Here is a 17,718-nt window from a genome sequence, read left to right on the forward strand (position 1 = left end):
CAGCTCAGACCACATCTTCGCCTCCATATTTTCCTAATAATTTTTTGCATCTTCTTTTCTAATAAAAATGCTCGTATCTTTTTCACAAGACGAGCATTTCTTATCTCTCAACTAGCAAAGAATCCTGTTTCTGATATCTTTCAAAAGACTGGGCAGCAAAGCTCTTTGCTGTTGATGAATATCGTTTAGCCTGACAATCTAGGCATCTGTAATCTTGATAAACGGGGCACCGATACCAGTAGTATCAATCGGATCATGACTTTGTTCATTCCAAAGCTGACTTACTGAATACCAACCAGAAAGCCCAGAAGTATAAGGATCAGATACATGGGTACTGCCATTGTTGTAGCCCTTGAGGACCAACTCATGACTACCATTGCTGACAAAGACATTACTCTGCACAGCAGCCAGAACATGATAGCCTTGCGATAGAGCTGTTTGAACCTGACCTAAGCTTCCCAGAGGTGTCGCAACCAGACCCCAATGGCTAGCAGCTTGTAGGATCCCCTGACCACTGGTTCCGTCAAAATTCTTGTTGAATTCATTGGTACTGCTGTAAAGGTAGTCAGCCACTTGGTTCGGGGTAATCTCTTGGCCCTTGAGTGAGCTGATGACCATTGCTAAGTCGGTTGGAACGCAGCCTGTTGGGCCAAGATAACCGCGGCCATATTTCAGACCAGACCAGCGGCCATCTCTTTGATTGTAATAAGGTGTATCATAGTTGGACTTATCAACTTGGAAATCATAACCGACCAAAACAGTCATCTTATCTCCAAGCCGTTGATAAACATGGGCATGATAGGTGCCGGTACCACTGTGGTTTTGAGTATTGACTTGCAAGGAAGCCTCTAGGTTGGAACGGTTCATCTCATACCAAATGATATCATCCTGATCATGGGTATCCGACCAAATAGCCACTAGTATATCACCATCACTGGGAACATTGTGAGCCGTGATCAGGTAATTTCCAGTTCCCTTATAGGTACTGGTTACCATTACCTGCTCCTTATTCTCACTAGCTGGCACCTCATACGTTGTTCCGGTGACACCGACCAATTGATTATTACTGTCAACATAGTATAGATGAATCATATAGGTACCTGTCTCATACTGATGTTCTGACAATTTTACAGTCACCTTATAACTATTGTCAGCCTGTTTATCTGCTGTATACCAGACAATATCATCCTGGTCTCGATTACTGGTCCAAACAGGAACCTTGACCGCTAAAATACCCTTGCTGTTCGACACATCGGTAATCAGGACATCAAAACCATCGGGAGTCTGATTTTGAATAGCAAGGGTCCCAGTCACTTGTTTGTCCATATTCTTAGCTTCTGGCTGATGTTGCTGACCTGTTATGCCGACCAGCTTGCCATCATTTTCTAGGTAATAGAGATGGATATTGTAGAGCCCGGTCTCATTTTTATGGTCGGACACTCTGACGGTGATCTTGTAGGTCCCATCTGCTTGTTTAACGCCATCATACCAGATGATATCGTCTTGGTCGTTCCTATCTGTCCAGACGGGCACCTTAACCGCCTTAACTCCTTGGCTGTCGGTAACAGTCGAAACGATGACATCGAAGTCGCCGTTATCCTTGTTACTAAAGGAGAGGGTTCCGGTTCTGGTAACTTGAGGCTCAGCCACCTTAACCTGTTGAGCGGCAACCCCTTTCATAGCTCCGTCAGTTTCAACATAATACAGGTGGATATTGTAGGTGCCGGTTTCATTCTTATGGTCAGACCGTTTGACCGCTACCTTGTAAGTACCATCTCCCTGCTTAACGCCGTCATACCAGATGATATCATCTTGGTCATTTCGGTCCGTCCAGATAGGCACCTTGACGGCTAGGATACCCTTGCTGTCTGAAACATTGGAAATCCTGACATCAAAGCCTTGGTTGGTTTGGTTTTCAACACTGATTTGTCCGGTCAGTTTGGATTCTGATGGCTGAGAATTAGACAGCTTGTCCAGCATGACATAGCGGCGGATACCGCTGTAGGAGACATAGGAAATCCACTTGTAGCCATCGGCCTTGAGTTCCTTATCATAGTTAACCCCTTCTCCTTTGGTAAAGGTGAACTCTGTCTTAGCGGCTGCCCTGGCTTCGTTTTTAACCGCGACTTCCCGATCGAAGGTGTAGCGCTGCAGGGTTGAAAAAGTAGTTTCGCTGTCTCCTGCTGACTGATTGTCTGTCTTAGGTGCCGGAACTTCCTTAACCTCTAGCTTAGCAATATTGGCATAACGGCGAATGCCGCTGTAAGACTTGTAGCTCAGCCATTGATAGCCATCTTGAGTGAGCACTTGGTCATAGTAAACACGGTCACCGGCATTGGCGTAAAAGGCGATGGGTGCGCTGGCAGACGGACTATTCTTGACTTCTGTACGCTCTGGATAGGTATAATAACCCGAACTTGGGATATCCTTGCTAACTGCTTGAACCGTTGTTACCACAGTTGCCCTACTCACTACTGAACTTGCTTGAGCCGGTGCTGGACTTTCACTCTGTTGAGGGGTGACACTAACCATTTGAACCGTTGATTGTGTTTCAACTTTATCGAGTGCGGCATCCGTCTGAGTAGCAGTGTCAACCATAGCTGAAGCCACAGCAGCACTTGTCCTAGCATCTGTTGGGGTCACATCAGATGTTTCTGCCGTAGCCTGAGCTGAATCCTGACCGGCTTGCTGAGACACAGGGGCCTTGTCCGAAAGGACTGCAGTGCCACCGACTGCTTCCGGAGAGAGTGCGTTATTCCCATTTTGAACCGGCTGATCAGTAGCAAGCGTTTGAACCGTTTGGTCTTGTGGCTGGCCCGCTGGCACTGCTTGTTCATCGGCCAGTACTTGGCCGCCGAAGAATAAACTGATACCGATTAGGACCGAGGCCGTACCAAAGGAATATTTACGAATGGAAAAGCGCTGTCTTTCATTCCAAATTGAATTCCTTTTCATGGATTAATCTCCTTTCTTACTAAGATATGCCTCCATTAGTATTCTAGGTCAATATCTAGGTTTATTATAACAATAAGGGAAAACGTTTTCAATATATAATTGTAATTTTGTCATTTTTTTGTAATATTTTATCTATCCTCCATCTTAAAAATAAAATTCATAGCAAAAAAATAGCATGAAATCAATATTTGCAAGCAAGGATTTCATACTATCTAAAACAAAAATTTGATTTTAGCTCAGCAACTCACTCCAGTAATAAACTGCAGTTATATAACAAATCTCTGATATCATTTAATCACCAGCCAGATCAAAAGGGCTGCTAGACTGAAGCAGGCACCAACACTCCATAAGAAGGCATCAACCTTCCATTCACTCCACTGACCTGACTTGCCAGAAAGACCGCCAAGCTCTAGATGATGATGGAACGGAGTCATACGAAAAATTCGGCGGCCTTCACCGTATTTCTTCTTAGTGTATTTGAAATAAGCTACTTGCAACATCACAGAGGCGGTTTCAAATACATAAACAAAACCGATCAACAACAGGGTCCACTCTTGACGCAAAGCGATAGAAATAGATGCCAGCATAGCGCCGAGGGCCAAACTGCCTACATCTCCCATAAAGACCTTGGCCGGCTTATGATTGAAAACGAAGAAACCAATTAAGGCTCCAATCATAACCACAATTAGGAGAAGAATATCTGGCTGTCTTTGGACATAAGCAATTACACCATACGCTGCTAAACTGATAGCAACCGATACGGAAGCTAAACCATCAATACCGTCAGTGAGGTTGACTGCATTAGAGAAGCCAACAACCCAAAAGAGAACAAAAGCTAAGTAGAGGATACCAACATGGAGGTGATAGCCAAAAATATTGATAGCATTCGTACCGCTCGGACGGACATGAACGAAATAGAAAATCAAACCAGCAATAATTTGCAAGGCCATCTTTTGCCAAGGAGTTAGTCCCTCATTAATTTTTTTAAAGATCTTCAAAAAATCGTCTAAAAAACCGATAATACCATAAATAACAACTACTGATAGAATACCAGCTGTCGCCCCAAAGGGAGCTTCCTTAAAGGGACTGATACTTGAAAAACACAGGGTGACCAGTGTCGCTGTCACGATAAAAACCGTTCCACCCATAGTCGGGGTTCCAGCCTTAGCTAAATGCTGCTTAACATCCTCATGCATCTGCTGACCGGCAATCTTCTTGGCTTGATAAAATTTAATAAAGAAGGGCATGGCAATCACTGTCAAGACAAAAGCGATAAGGCCTGCTAATAAAATGGTTAACATATTAGTCTCCTAGTGTAATGGTTAATTTTTTAACTTTTTTTAGCTTAGTTCCAGTATCAATGTTCTGCTGAGTCACTGTGCCCGAATCTGAGCCTTTAAAGGACACCTTGATCCCCATCCAGTCGGCAAAGGTTTTTACATTTTCTTTAGTCCAACCATACATATCGGGCAGTTCCTTAATCTTATCAGTCAAAATAAGCACCTGACTGCCGGCATCAAGGCTGGCGCCAGTACTTGCCGAGGTCTTCTTGACCTTGCTGCCCGTTCCTAATGACACAACATGGACAAGGTTCTGCCTCAGGGTCACTGCTGCATCACCAGCATTTTTGCCGTTGAAATTGGGCATTTTATAACCCGTTTCTTTAGGGGCTTGAGAAGTCATTGATGGAGAAGCTAATTCGTCCTGCATAAGCATGGCCTGTTCTAATACTGGATTCACCACATCTGCCCAGTAAACTGCGCTAAATCTTTCTGGCTTTTTCAGGGTAACATACATGATAAATTTAGGATTATCCGATGGCACCATGGCTACAACGGAGTAAATATAACTAAATTCCCCTTGTTCATAACCACCGTTTTCAGCAGCATATTGAGCGGTACCTGATTTCACAGCTACAGGATAATCACCGACCTTAATCACCGGTCCGCCAGTTGTAGCTGAATAAAGCGTACCATAGTCTGGATCCGTTCCAACATTAACCATATAATCACGTGTTTGACTAGCAGCCTCAGCGGATACAGGATTCCCAACAACTTCAGTTGAACCAACTCGACTAGTATTGTTATCCGAATTATAAATTTGACTGATAAAACGCGGCTCTAACATGACCCCATCATTAGCCACTGCCGAAAAAGCCCGTAGCATCTGGGTTTCAGTTACCGAAACCCCTTGACCAAAGGCCGACATAGCTGCTGTCACCTCATTATTCAATGAAACAGAACCTGACTCCTCATCAGCCATTCCAAACCGTGTCGGTAGACCAAAACGGAACTTAGAAAGATAACTTCCCCAGGTTGAATTTCCTAATTGCTGCTCCAAAATTGTCATACCAACGTTAGAGGAGTAAGAAAAGCCTTGTGCTAAGGTCATGGTCTGACCAGCTGATGTTCCATTATTGACAGCCCAGTCATTAATAGTTGTATCAGCGATAGTAATTCCATCACCATTATAGTAGGTTTGATTAGGATTGAAAGCTCCTTCATTGAGCGCCGAAGCCAATAGCATAACCTTCATCGTCGAGCCTGGCTCATAGTTAGTACCATAGAGCAAGTTAAGCCAATTATACCCCTCATCTTTACTCATTCCCTGTAGAGTATCTGCATTATAAGTGGGGCGCTGAGTAGTCGCTAAAATCTCACCAGTCTCAGCATTGACCAAGGTCGCACCGGCATCAGTCGCATGTCCAACCTCATCCATAAAGGTATTCATCTGGGTTTCTAGATAGTTTTGCAAGGTAGCGTCCAGCGTTGTATAAACATCACGCCCATCGACTGTCTTTTTGACATTTTTACCAGTTCCAAACAAGATATTACCATTCTCGTCCTTTTCATAGGTAACCTTGCCATCTGTCCCTGACAAAATATCATTCATCGAAGCTTCCAGACCAGTGGTTCCTACCAAGGTCGCGTCACCCTTATTACCATTATGGCTCTGTGCAATTCCAATGAACTCCGAAGCGAAAGTTCCATTCGGGTAAAGGCGACTGGCACTAGAATCAAAATCAATTCCTTTAATACCTGCTTTTTTAGCCTCATCTTGGATAGCTTTCATAGTACTGTAGGAAAGATTACTTCCCTTGGAACCAAAATAGACCTGAGTAAGATCTTTCTGATTCAGTTGCTTTTCAACATAGTCTTTATCAATGCCAATCTGCTGATTCAATATGTCAGCCAAAGCATCAAATTTATCATCTTGGACATAAAGCTTTTCATCAGAAGCCGAGACATATTTCTTATCAATAATAGCATAGACCGTATAGGTCGTCGAATTTTCGGCAATGACATTGCCATTACGGTCATAGATAGTCCCGCGTTTAGCTGCCTTCGTCACTGTCATCTGGTAGACATCCCTAGCCTTTTTGGACAGGTCGACACCAAACTTTCGATCCGTTCCAATAATAATGGCAAAATTAATAATAAAGACAAAAAAGATGAAAACTGTCGTAATCATCAAATTTTGACCGACACGCTCACGATTAGCCCTAGGGCCACGGCGATCCCTGGTTACAAAAGACAGAAATCGATTGATCAGATTTTTCATGTCCTATTCGTTACTCCCAACATTCCCAAGATTAGAATTATCAATAGTCAGACCTGCCTTTTGTGCAATCTCTGAAATCCGCTCTGAACGGGTCAATTCATTAACTTCCTGTTTGGCATTATTTAAATCAGTTTCAGCATCACTAATCTGACTGTTGATTTCAGTGATCTGCTGTTTGACTTGGAGATTGCGGCTTTGCAAATAAATAATCCCCACTGCCATCAAAACAGCTGTCAAAATGATAGAGCCGTAAAAAGCAACCTCTAGACGGGAAAATTTACGAAAACGCCGCTGAAAAGCCTCTTTGACAGCCCTTTCTTCCTGATTGTTATTAGCCATATTTATCTCTCTACTTTCGAATTTTTTGAGCAACTCGTAGCTTAGCCGAATGCGCACGATTATTATCAGTCATCTCTGCCTTTGACGGTAAAATAGGCTTGCGATTAACCAACTCGACAGTGGGCTGCAAGTCATCCGGAATAAAGGGCAGTCCCTTAGGGACGTCTACCGTCGCCGCCTCTTTAAAAAGCTGCTTAGTCAGACGATCTTCTAAAGAATGGAAAGTAATCACTGAAATTCTTCCACCAACACTCAAGAGTTCTAGTGCCGCTTGAAGTGACTCTTCAGCCGCCCCCAGCTCATCATTGACCTCAATGCGAATGGCCTGAAAAATTTGCTTGGCCGGATGTCCCTTTTTTTTCAGTTCCTTAGCTGGTTTGGCTGATCTAATCACCTCAGCCAGCTCAGTCGTGGTCTCTATGGGCTTGATTGCACGCGCTTGTTCAATCTTACGGGCAACTTGTTTAGAGAATTTATCTTCACCATATCGAAAAAAGATTCGCACCAGCTCTCGATAATCATAGGTATTAACCACATCATAAGCTGTGAGACTGGCTTCCTGATTCATCCGCATGTCCAGAGGCGCTGCCTTCTTATAGGAAAAGCCACGCTCACGCTCGTCAAGTTGAGGACTGGAAACCCCTAGGTCATATAAAATTCCGTCAATTTCTTCCACCCCTTGCTGATTTAAGCGAGTTTTTAAATGACGGAAATTATCTTTGATGAAAGTCACCATGCCCTTCTCAGTGTACTCTTTCAGACTGGTTTTAGCATGATTAATTGCCTTTTGGTCCTGATCAAAACAGTAGAGATGTCCCTTGGAGCTTAACTTTGACAGCAAGTAAGAACTGTGTCCAGCGCCACCCAAGGTTGCATCGACATAAATCCCGTCAGGTTTAATATCTAACATATCTACGGCTTCATGAAGGAGTACCGTCACATGATGAAATTCATTTGTCATAACTTTTATTTTACCATAAATTACACAGATGTGCCCCAATAATCTTTTGTTGTCTGACATAGTGGCTTCAGTCCATTCATCCACAAATCTCACATATCGAGCACGCCACCCCCTCTCATACACCAAGAAAATCAAAGCCTTCCTCTAAATTAATAGTTACCTTAGAAAATATTTTTTGAAAAAGATTGGTAGTCTCGACAAGTGATAGAAAAAGCCAAAAAGAAGCCCTGAACCAAGGCTTCTCTTTATTTTTTAATAAACTAAGTTAAGTTTTTCCAAAATCTACGATTCATAATCAACTGTGCAATTCCCAGCAGGCCTAAACCAATAATAACCAATATCAGACTAACGATGGCTGGATTGGTGTACTGTGCTAGGATATAAGCTATAATTACCAAAGGAATACCTAGCAGTATAGCACCAAAAATCAAGGTAGCGACCAAAATCTGTCCGCCTCCACGCTGAAAAAGCTGGGTGATGTCTTGCCAGTTCAAGACCAGTAACCTGTAATCCCTGCTGTAAAAAATTTGTCCCGCAACAAAAGCTGTCAGGAGGTAAGCCGCAAGAAAACTGAGCAATAGCCCTAGAGAAAGACCAGCTAACAAACTAACAACAAGGAGGACGAAAGCTGGCAGGCAGACTTGCACGGCTGCCAGAACCAAATACTTTTGCCTAGCAAAAGCCTTGAAATTTAAAGGCAGAGCCCTAAACATAAAATAATCTTCCTTTTCCAAAGACAGAGCAACTCCTATAAAACTTGTGGGATTAACTGACATCAAGCCCATAATCATTCCAGCCAGCCAAACAACACCAAAAAAAGTCAGAGGGATATGACGCAGAGGCCCCTTGCCACTAATCATCATCGGAACTAGTAGCATAAGAGGATAGAGCAGGGGCAAAAGATAAGTCTGGATAATTAAAGGACCATTTTGCAAGGTAGCTAAATGATGCCTCACAAGCAGTTTGGTCAGACTACGATCCTGATAAGCTTTTTTCTTGCGACTGGAAGCCTGAATAGCACCGCTATAGAGAGTTTCCTGATAAAAGCGCGGAACCATTACCTTGACAAGACCTAAGAGCAAAAGCAAGACCAACACGATTGGCAGATAAAAATTTAAAAAGCTCTCCAAACTGAATGGCCGGACAGCAATATCATAAAATCCCCGAAAATATGGCCACAAGGAACTGTCCGATCGACTAGAGCCTACCTCGTAATGAGTTGAGCTAAAGTTTAGAAAAATCCAGATGGCCAGCCAACCAACCGTTGTAATAACCATTAGTAGGCTCGAAAAGAGTTTGCGGCGAGCACTTCGAACAGCTAAACGTCCTATCAAATGATTGATAACAAGAGAAAGAGTGATACAGCTAGCAAATAAAAGTAAAAAATTACATAAGGCTAAAATAATCCCCAAGGGACCTATTATTTCCCAATAGGCAATGCCAAACAAGGCCAGCATAGGCACCAAAAACATACCTCCCATGCCCAATGACGAGATAACCTTGGCAACATAAATCTCGGATTGTCTGATAGGCAACGGCGCATAGAGCACCAAATCCTTGCTGTCATAAAAGATGGAATACATAGCTGAAAAGCCATAGAAAACAGCCATGACAAAAAAGGAAGCTACATATTGGCTAAAAAGGCCCGGATAATCCTTGAAATTGACCGTCGCAAAATTGAGAAGAAAAATAAAAGTAAAAACTACTATCAAAAGCAACTGCTGGCGAATTACCGTTTTGTAAGAAGAGTAAGTTTTATTTGGATTTTTCTCCCGCTTCTTTTTAATCTGGGTCATAGATTGCGGATTAGAATAAAGAATATTGATTTTTATCAGTTCCCATATTGTTGACCAAGACATCCCTATTCCTCCTCTTCTGTATGACGGCCAGCCATCTCTAAATAAATCGTCTCCAAATTCTTATCGGGATGGTTAGCTTTGAGCTCATCCAAGGTTCCAACAAAGATAAGCTTACCCTGCTTAAGAATGCCGATACGATCGCACAGCTGTTCAGCTACCTGCAAGACATGGGTTGAAAAGAGGACTGTCTTCCCATCAGTCGCATGCTTTTTCATCATCTCTTTAAGATCAAAAGATGCCTGCGGATCGAGACCTGTCAGAGGCTCATCTAAAATCCAAATCTCCGGACGAACAACCAGAGCCCCTATAACAATGACCTTCTGACGCATACCGTGTGAAAAGCTATCAATAATATCATTTTGCTGCTCAGTCAAGTCAAATAACTGCGCTAATTCAGCAATTCTCTCTTCTACCTGAGCATACTCCAATCCATAGACTTTACCTAAAAAATGCCAGTATTCCTTGGCCGAGAGGTTGAGAAAGATATCCGGTGAATCTGGAACATAGGCAATCTTACGCTTGATAGCATCACGGTTTGCCGACAAAAGCTGCCCATCTACTAGGACATCACCATAGCTTGCTTCAATAATAGAGGTTAAAATACTGATTGTCGTTGTTTTTCCCGCTCCATTATGGCCGATTAGACCAAAAATTTCGCCATTATTGATGGTCAAGTTCAAGTCACCCAATGCTTCTTTATCACCATATACTTTTGATACATGCTGGAATTCAATCATAACAGTCTCCTTTTGATGCTAAATCTATAACAATACAAGGGCAATCCATTTGCAGATAAAACAGTGTCTACTGCAGATCAATCACCCCTATAGTCTCATTAAAGCCAGTCACATAGTCATAGTTTTTCCCTCAGACTTTTAAGAATTTGACCAAGTTAATTTTACACTTCAAATATTGTACTATAGAAATATTACAATATCTATTATAATTCGTTACAGATTTTTGTCAACCAAAAAAGAGGTTGAGACAAAAGTTCTCAGCCTTATTTATTTGGTCAATTTTATTTGCTAGGCGCAGTGGTTGGTTGGATAGCCAATTCTATGAACGTTAGGTCATCTTATTTCCAACCTCCAAAGGTCTCCCAGACCTTATGTGATGAACGCGGTTCATCTTATCTCCAACCTCCAAAGGTCTCCCAGACCTTTGGAGCTGTTCGGAGGTAGGTTAAACAGGTCTAGTAGACCTGTTTAACTGAGAAATAAAGCTTGTAAAACAAGGGTCAAAATGCTCCTGCTCCAGTGGACTTTGGCAGTCTGGGGATAGACTGCCAAAGCCTGCCACCTAAAATCAAGAAAGTGGCAGAGGCCTGAGCCTTAAAATAAGAGAGTGAGGAAAATCAAAATCGTGATTTTACCACGATTTACTGATTAAGTCCCACTCTCTTTCAAATATTAGTTTTTTACCATATGTTAGGATAAAAAGCTTATTTTACAAGGAATCGTAGAGTTTTTTGGCATTATCAACTGTAAAACCATACTCCTCAAAGATTTTGCCACCTGGTGCCGAAGCTCCCCAAGTATCAATGGTCAAGGTCTTGCCTGCTAGGCCGACATATTTACCCCAGCCCAAGCTCGCACCAGCTTCAATCGCCAAACGTTTGGTTACAGCCGCTGGGAGAACACTTTCTTTGTAGATGGCATCTTGTTCATCAAAAATATTTTGTACCGGCATGGAAACCACACGCACGTGTTTGCCTTCAGCTTCTAGAGCTGCCTGTGTATCCAAAGCCAACTTCACTTCAGAACCTGTCGCAATGATGATACCATCCAAATCACCCTTGGCTTCTGACAGAACATAAGCCCCCTTGTTGATACCGTCTGCTGCCTTTTCTTTGGTACCCTCTAAGACAGGCAAGCCTTGACGGGTCAGAACCAACATGGTTGGACGGTCAGTTTCAGCCAAAGCTCGCTGCCAAGCAGCGTTGGTCTCGTTACCATCAGCTGGCCGGATCACATTGAGATTTGGCATGGAGCGGACACTAGCCAATTGTTCAACTGGCTCATGGGTAGGGCCATCTTCACCAACGGCAACTGAATCATGCGTCATCACATAGACAGTCGGCAGGTTTTGTAGGGCCGCCATCCGAACAGCAGGCAGGAGATAGTTTGAGAAGACAAAGAAAGTGCCGCCATAAACACGCGTACCGCCATGCAGAGCAATCCCATTCATAGCTGCCGCCATGGCAAATTCCCGTACACCAAACCAGATGTTCCGACCAGCATAGTTATCTACCTGAAAATCAGTTTCAACCTTAACCATGGTATTGTTAGAAGCCGATAAATCAGCCGAACCACCCCAGAAATTAGGAAGCTGCGCTGAGATTTGCTGAATTGCGGACTGACTAGAAACCCGGCTAGCCACTGCTGTACCAAGCTCATGAGCTTCCAGCTCAACGGACTCTGGCTGACCGGCAAAAGCTGCCTTATACTCAGCTGCCAGTTCTGGATAAGCTTTTTCATATTCACTGAACTTGGTAGCCCAAGCATTTTCAGCCGCTTCACCGCGGAATTGGATTCCAACTTCAAAGCGACGTTTAACCTCATCAGGTACAGTAAAGGCAGGATAATCATAGCCCCATGCTTTCTTAGCATAGTCAATACCTTCTTGTCCTAGCGGTGCCCCATGTACAGCTGACGTTCCTTGTTTTTCAGCACCGAACCCGATAACTGTTTTGACTTCAATGATTGATGGCTTATCCTTTTCAGCCTTAGCAGCTTCAATAGCAGTCGCGATAGCTTCAAGATCATTGCCATCTTCTACTAAAATATGCTGCCAGCCATAAGCTTCAAATTTGCCCTTAATATCATCCGTAAAAGTCATTGAAGTTGGGCCATCGAGAGAAATATCATTGGAATCGTAGAGCAAGATCAGCTTACCTAGTTTGAGGTGACCTGCCAAACTTGCTGCTTCCTGACTAACCCCTTCCATCAGGCAGCCATCACCATTAAGAGCATAGGTGTAATGATCAACAATATCAAAATCAGGCTTATTAAATTTAGCAGCTAGATGGGCTTCTGCCATAGCCATACCAACAGCGTTAGCAATCCCCTGACCGAGCGGACCGGTGGTCGCTTCAACACCATCGGTATGTCCCACTTCTGGGTGACCTGGCGTCTTAGAACCCCATTGTCGGAAATTTTTCAGATCATCCATGCTGACATCATAACCGGATAAGTGCAAGAGACTGTAGAGTAGGGCGCTACCGTGACCAGCAGATAAAACAAAGCGGTCGCGATTGCTCCATGAACGGCTGGTCTTAGGATTAACATTCATCACGCGATTCCACAAAACATAAGCCATTGGTGCAGCACCCATTGGCAGACCAGGGTGACCTGAATTAGCAGCTTGGATAGCTTCAATCGACAGTGAACGGACGGTATTGACCGCCAATTGATCAATATTATCAAACGACATGACTGGAACGACCTTTCTATATAAAAAAGAATAAGAATCTATATCGTTATTGTATCATAAATAAATCAAATATTCTGAAAACGGTTGTAAAAAACTTCAAAAGGCTGCTATAGCACCAATCCTAGGATTGTTTTAGCCAATTCTTCCTCACTTGAAACAATCTTATCAGGTCTTAGGTCACCTTCAGAAAAAGAATTGTCCCTTCTGTTAAACCAGATCGATTTCCAGCCAGCCCCCTTGGCTCCTTTAACATCATTTTCAAAAGAATCCCCAATATAATAACATTGAGATAGGGGCAAAGAAATGGCATGATAAGCTAAAGCAAAAATAGCCTGATCAGGTTTTGCAACACCCACGTCTGACGAAATAATAATATGCTCCGATAAAAACCATTCTTGTAGGCCCAATTGTTTAATCTTTTGTTGCTGATGCCCTTTAGGACCATTTGTAATAACCCCAAGTGTGACACCACTTTCAGCTAACTGAGCCAGCATAGCTTTGATTTGAGGAGAGAGCGTAATCTTTTTTTGATAATTTTCATAATCTTTTTGAAATCTAAGCGCCTCTTCATCTGAAATACGATAGCCAAATTTCTTTAGAGCCTCTTTGATACGATAAATATGCATCTCTTGCATTGATATTTGCCCGTTTTCTGATAGTTCAAAAACAGTATCACTTAACCTTCGGCTGACTTTATACAAGCTTTCAATTGAAATATCAAAGGAAAAATTTTTACAAAAGGCACGCTGAAAAGGGACAGACTGATCATATAAAGTATCATCTACATCAAAATACAAAGCGAGCATGGTCTTACTTCCTTTTAAATAATTTCCAATCATTCAAAAACGTTTCAAGTCCGCTCTTAGTTAAAGGATGCTCCGTCATTTTTATAAACAAATTATCTGGAATAGTCGCTATATGAGCCCCCAATTTTGCTACTGATTCCACATGCTTGGTATTCCTAATACTAGCCGCAATAATCTCAGTTTTAAAATCGTAACGATCAATAATGGAGCGTAAATCAGCGATTAACTGATAGGCGTCGGCTCCGGTATCTTCTAAACGTCCGACAAAAGGACTAATAAAAGTTGCCCCCGCTTTCATAGCCATCAATCCTTGTGAAACTGTGAAAATCAGAGTAAGATTAGTTTTGATCTTCTCTTTGGACAAAACTTTAGCCGCTTTTAGTCCTTCTGCCGTCATCGGTATTTTAACAACCACATTAGGAGCCCACTGGGAGAGGGTCCTGGCTTCTAAAATCATGTCATCAGCTCTTATACTTGTGACTTCGGCACTTACTGGACCAGAAACGATACCACAAATTTCCTTAATAACTTCTTCAAAATCACGACCTTCTCGCGAAATAATAGTTGGATTGGTTGTGACACCATCAACAACACCAAGCTCATCAATCTGTTTGATCTGTTCAACATTCGCAGTATCTAGGAAAAACTTCATAATCTTCCCCCACTATTTTGACAAATTTCTAATACGGCTTGTTACACCTTTTAGATTGTAACATTCTGCATAGTCCCGTATTGGACGTTTAATATGATCGATAACATAGCGCTTGCCATCAATATCATGGGCCGATAAATTAGCATATAATTTATCAATCTCAGCCTTAACTTCATCATCATTAAAGGTATAGTGTCCCGCAATATCAAGAATCTCCTCTTGAAGCTCCTTATCACCTTTTAAGATTTCGTCAACAGTTAACTTTGTTTGATCCCCAACCATCCATTTTCTCCAACGTTCGCTCTTAATAGCATGAACAAGAAGAACTTCACGGGTATTAGAAGCTTCCTTAACTAGGCCATACTCAACTAATTTTGCTTCAACTTTAGCCAAATTCAAATAAGCGCGTGTTTCTTCTGTCCCGTATTGTGGCGCAACATTGGTAGCTGTCACATGAGAAGGAATATGTTCAAGAAGAGTGACATCGTCAAGGTAGTCTCCGTTATGTTCCTTCAATCCTACGCCGTACTTTTTGGCCATCTGTGATAGATCAACAGCATTTTTAAAGTTGAAGTGACCAACCTGTTCTGTTTTACGTGTTAGGGTCCCAGTTTGACCAACTATAAAGGTAGGCATCGGTAATTGGCGCTTATTCAATTCTTCGCGAAGCTGAATGATAAAAGTTTCATATGTTTCCGTAGAGGTCAAACCTCCATTTGTCTCTTCAGTACCAACCTCATAACCGATTTCTGGCAAATGGCGAGCCTTTCGTTCCTGTTCGCAGAATTCAATAAGTTCAACTGTTCGTTTCAAAACAACATCAAGTGGGATGACCTTACCGATTTCAAATGGATCCTTAGTAGGATCAGTCATCAGAAGATCAAAACCTGCTTCAATATCAGCTATATATGATTTTTTACCAAGTTCCATAGCTTCATCAACGGGAAGATGATCATTACGCTCTTTATCTCGCTGCCATGGTCCACCATGATCACGGCAAAGATAATAAAGATTGTCATATTTTATTTCCTCAGCTACTTCGGCCACTGCTTGAGCAAATGTAAACTGATTCCAGCCATTAACATAGCCTCCTCCCAGCGCATCTGCATCTACCTGATTACGACTAGCAATAAACATAACCGGGTAGTCATCTTCCTGTGAGAGTTCAAGAGTCGCCTGTACACAATTTTTTGACATTGGGCCAACTCCTAAAATTGTGGCACTATCACCAGTAGCTTGTAAGTCTAAAAGTCCTTGAACAACTGTTTTAATAGGTAATTTATCCATTTTTCTTCTCCGTTTCTTCTAAATTGGGTTTCACAAAATGTAAGATAAGAACTGATACCAAAGTTCCAATCAACATAGCAAGCACATACCAAAGCTTCCCATTGACAACAGGTAAAATGATAAGGCCACCGTGAGGCACTAAAGCTTCAACACCATTGACCATTCCAAGAGCACCTCCTACAGCGCTCCCCGCAATAATAGCAGGTAAAACACGCTTAATGTCTTTAATAGCAAAAGGAATGGCACCTTCAGTGATACCAATTACTCCCATGAACAAGGCAGAAATACCAAGATCTTTATCCTCAGCTGTATATTTTTTACGATCGACAATAGTTGAGATCGCCAAAGCCAAGGGTGGAATGGCCACTGCTATGCGGTGAGCACCATTGGGTGCGTACACACCTTCTGCCATAAGAGCGAGGGTGAAAGCAGTCGCTGTCTTATTGATTGGTCCGCCCATATCCACTGCTGTCATGGCGCCAAGGATTAGCCCAAGGATAAGGGCACTGCCCCCCTGAAGACTACTTAAAGTATCAACCAGCCAATCCATTGCTATACCTATAGGCACTGAAACAATGTAGATATAAATCATCCCCAATACAAAGGTTGTAATAACGGGAACAATCAAAATGGGCATAATAGTTTTTATCGTACTTGGTACCTTCCACGTTTTACACCATTTGACAAAATAACCCGAAGCTACCCCCATTAGCATAGCTCCTAAGAATCCCGTTTGGACCTGTTCCGACCCGATAGGATTATTAGCCACATAACCTAGGATCATAGCCGGAGCTAGACCAGGCTTTCCCGCAATAGAATAAGCAATATAGCCTGATAAAATCGGAATCATCATGGCAAAACCTGCACTACCTAGATCATTGAGATTCTTCATAAATTGATTAGACACTTCTATCCCAGAATCTCCGGTTTTCCCTGTCCCAAGAGCAATAGCTAAGAAAATACCGCCTACGACTACCGCAGGTAACATGTAGGACACCCCAGTATTAAAAGCTTTTTGTAAGTCCTTCCACAATTTGTTTTCTTTACTCATACTAGCCTCCTCCTAGTACTTTTATAGTTTTTCTGCGGTATCAAGCGCTTCAGCAGGATGTTTAATGACCTCACTTGGATCAATATTAAGAACTTTCCCCTTATCCTCCTTTTCTTCAAAACGTTCCAGTCCATCAATCCCAATAGCTACTGCCAAAATAACAACATCAGCATTGGCTACGTCATCCTGATCAAGTTCGTTTTCTATCCCCATACTGCCTTGCGTCTCAACCTTGACATCATAACCACGTTTTCTACACTCTTTTTCAATAGCCTCTTGAGCCATATAGGTATGAGCGACACCTGTTGGACAAGCTGTTACGGCCACAACTTTCATATGGACCACCTCCTTAAATATCAATAGATGTTAATTGCTTATATACATTTTCCAATGTATCTTGCTCAAGCAACCGATTTCTAAATTCCTCATCCAATAACCTTTTACTCAGCTGAGAGATAAATCTTAAATGAAGCTTGCCTGCCTCAGATTCAGGCACTCCAATCAAGAAAACTAATCTGACTGGCTCATCTCCCCAATGGATCATGTGCTTTAAACGCATAAAGGCAATAAAGGGAGAGGTGACTGCACTGGTTTTCCCGTGCGGGATTGCAACAAGATAACCAATCGCTGTTGCGACTTCTCTTTCTCGCTCTTGAACAGCTGTCAAAAAGCTGTCTCGGTTATCAATATAACCATGTTTTTTTGCCTGAGTACTAATATAATCTAAAACCTGATATGGTTTTTGAAAATCATCATCTAAAAAGATTAGATTTTTACTGACAACATCTTTTAAAGATGCTTGAATTTCACTCATT

At 42.3% G+C, this 17,718-nt stretch carries 14 protein-coding genes and 1 pseudogene; all 15 read right to left on the reverse strand.

All coding sequences use genetic code 11. The annotated features are described in order from the left end of the window. Positions 1 to 198 precede the first annotated feature (198 nt). Positions 199 to 996 carry a GBS Bsp-like repeat-containing protein gene (locus AC4HAO_RS06435; RefSeq protein ID WP_491134964.1) on the reverse strand — a complete coding sequence of 266 codons (798 nt, stop codon included), beginning with the start codon at positions 994 to 996 and terminating at the stop codon, positions 199 to 201. Positions 997 to 1,035: 39 nt separating this feature from the next. Next, positions 1,036 to 2,955, reverse strand: a pseudogene (locus tag AC4HAO_RS06440) (GBS Bsp-like repeat-containing protein); the annotation flags it as partial. 287 nt (positions 2,956 to 3,242) lie between these two features. Beyond that, complete coding sequence (gene mraY / locus AC4HAO_RS06445) at positions 3,243 to 4,256, reverse strand: phospho-N-acetylmuramoyl-pentapeptide-transferase (protein WP_491134930.1); 1,014 nt, start codon at positions 4,254 to 4,256, stop codon at positions 3,243 to 3,245. Position 4,257: 1 nt separating this feature from the next. After that, positions 4,258 to 6,516 (reverse strand): penicillin-binding protein PBP2X, encoded by a 2,259-nt coding sequence (gene pbp2x, locus AC4HAO_RS06450; protein WP_491134931.1) that lies wholly within the window; start codon positions 6,514 to 6,516, stop codon positions 4,258 to 4,260. 3 nt (positions 6,517 to 6,519) lie between these two features. Then, the gene (gene ftsL, locus AC4HAO_RS06455) at positions 6,520 to 6,855 is read right to left on the reverse strand and encodes a cell division protein FtsL (protein WP_447451844.1); all 336 of its coding nucleotides are present in this window, start codon (positions 6,853 to 6,855) and stop codon (positions 6,520 to 6,522) included. A 10-nt stretch (positions 6,856 to 6,865) separates the two neighbouring features. Continuing rightward, a complete protein-coding gene (rsmH, locus tag AC4HAO_RS06460; RefSeq protein ID WP_491134932.1) occupies positions 6,866 to 7,816 on the reverse strand; it encodes a 16S rRNA (cytosine(1402)-N(4))-methyltransferase RsmH in 951 nt (316 codons plus the stop codon). Between the two features lie 260 nt (positions 7,817 to 8,076). Continuing rightward, positions 8,077 to 9,675, reverse strand: a complete 1,599-nt coding sequence (locus AC4HAO_RS06465) for a hypothetical protein (RefSeq protein WP_491134933.1) — start codon at positions 9,673 to 9,675, stop codon at positions 8,077 to 8,079. A 2-nt stretch (positions 9,676 to 9,677) separates the two neighbouring features. Next, entirely contained in the window at positions 9,678 to 10,412 is a 735-nt protein-coding gene (locus tag AC4HAO_RS06470) for an ABC transporter ATP-binding protein (RefSeq protein WP_491093743.1), read from the reverse strand. Positions 10,413 to 11,121: 709 nt separating this feature from the next. Further along, the gene (gene tkt / locus AC4HAO_RS06475) at positions 11,122 to 13,107 is read right to left on the reverse strand and encodes a transketolase (protein WP_491134934.1); all 1,986 of its coding nucleotides are present in this window, start codon (positions 13,105 to 13,107) and stop codon (positions 11,122 to 11,124) included. Between the two features lie 107 nt (positions 13,108 to 13,214). Beyond that, positions 13,215 to 13,946: an HAD family hydrolase gene (locus AC4HAO_RS06480; protein WP_491134935.1), complete on the reverse strand. Its 732-nt coding sequence runs from the start codon at positions 13,944 to 13,946 to the stop codon at positions 13,215 to 13,217. Next, on the reverse strand, positions 13,918 to 14,565 hold the full coding sequence (fsa, locus tag AC4HAO_RS06485; protein WP_491094071.1) for a fructose-6-phosphate aldolase: 648 nt from the start codon (positions 14,563 to 14,565) through the stop codon (positions 13,918 to 13,920). The genes AC4HAO_RS06480 and fsa overlap by 29 nt, the downstream gene beginning before the upstream one ends. Positions 14,566 to 14,577: 12 nt before the next feature. Next, positions 14,578 to 15,852, reverse strand: coding sequence for a class II D-tagatose-bisphosphate aldolase non-catalytic subunit (locus AC4HAO_RS06490; RefSeq protein WP_491134936.1), 1,275 nt, complete (start codon positions 15,850 to 15,852; stop codon positions 14,578 to 14,580). Next, positions 15,845 to 16,903: a PTS fructose transporter subunit IIC gene (locus AC4HAO_RS06495; protein ID WP_447451836.1), complete on the reverse strand. Its 1,059-nt coding sequence runs from the start codon at positions 16,901 to 16,903 to the stop codon at positions 15,845 to 15,847. The genes AC4HAO_RS06490 and AC4HAO_RS06495 overlap by 8 nt, the downstream gene beginning before the upstream one ends. Positions 16,904 to 16,924: 21 nt before the next feature. Beyond that, positions 16,925 to 17,239: a PTS fructose transporter subunit IIB gene (locus tag AC4HAO_RS06500; RefSeq protein ID WP_447451835.1), complete on the reverse strand. Its 315-nt coding sequence runs from the start codon at positions 17,237 to 17,239 to the stop codon at positions 16,925 to 16,927. Positions 17,240 to 17,252: 13 nt separating this feature from the next. Then, on the reverse strand, positions 17,253 to 17,717 hold the full coding sequence (locus tag AC4HAO_RS06505) for a PTS sugar transporter subunit IIA (RefSeq protein ID WP_447451834.1): 465 nt from the start codon (positions 17,715 to 17,717) through the stop codon (positions 17,253 to 17,255). Between the last annotated feature and the right edge of the window lies 1 nt (position 17,718).

It is taken from the genome of Streptococcus sp. ELY_137, assembly GCF_058314515.1.

Excerpts from the sequence above, each read along its gene's own strand:
- AC4HAO_RS06435 (WP_491134964.1), bottom strand. The coding sequence starts at position 996 with ATGGTAACCAGTACCTATAAGGGAACTGGAAATTACCTGATCACGGCT.
- mraY (WP_491134930.1), bottom strand. The coding sequence starts at position 4,256 with ATGTTAACCATTTTATTAGCAGGCCTTATCGCTTTTGTCTTGACAGTG.
- pbp2x (WP_491134931.1), bottom strand. The coding sequence starts at position 6,516 with ATGAAAAATCTGATCAATCGATTTCTGTCTTTTGTAACCAGGGATCGC.
- ftsL (WP_447451844.1), bottom strand. The coding sequence starts at position 6,855 with ATGGCTAATAACAATCAGGAAGAAAGGGCTGTCAAAGAGGCTTTTCAG.
- rsmH (WP_491134932.1), bottom strand. The coding sequence starts at position 7,816 with ATGACAAATGAATTTCATCATGTGACGGTACTCCTTCATGAAGCCGTA.
- AC4HAO_RS06465 (WP_491134933.1), bottom strand. The coding sequence starts at position 9,675 with ATGTCTTGGTCAACAATATGGGAACTGATAAAAATCAATATTCTTTAT.
- AC4HAO_RS06470 (WP_491093743.1), bottom strand. The coding sequence starts at position 10,412 with ATGATTGAATTCCAGCATGTATCAAAAGTATATGGTGATAAAGAAGCA.
- tkt (WP_491134934.1), bottom strand. The coding sequence starts at position 13,107 with ATGTCGTTTGATAATATTGATCAATTGGCGGTCAATACCGTCCGTTCA.
- AC4HAO_RS06480 (WP_491134935.1), bottom strand. The coding sequence starts at position 13,946 with ATGATTGGAAATTATTTAAAAGGAAGTAAGACCATGCTCGCTTTGTAT.
- fsa (WP_491094071.1), bottom strand. The coding sequence starts at position 14,565 with ATGAAGTTTTTCCTAGATACTGCGAATGTTGAACAGATCAAACAGATT.
- AC4HAO_RS06490 (WP_491134936.1), bottom strand. The coding sequence starts at position 15,852 with ATGGATAAATTACCTATTAAAACAGTTGTTCAAGGACTTTTAGACTTA.
- AC4HAO_RS06495 (WP_447451836.1), bottom strand. The coding sequence starts at position 16,903 with ATGAGTAAAGAAAACAAATTGTGGAAGGACTTACAAAAAGCTTTTAAT.
- AC4HAO_RS06500 (WP_447451835.1), bottom strand. The coding sequence starts at position 17,239 with ATGAAAGTTGTGGCCGTAACAGCTTGTCCAACAGGTGTCGCTCATACC.
- AC4HAO_RS06505 (WP_447451834.1), bottom strand. The coding sequence starts at position 17,717 with ATGAGTGAAATTCAAGCATCTTTAAAAGATGTTGTCAGTAAAAATCTA.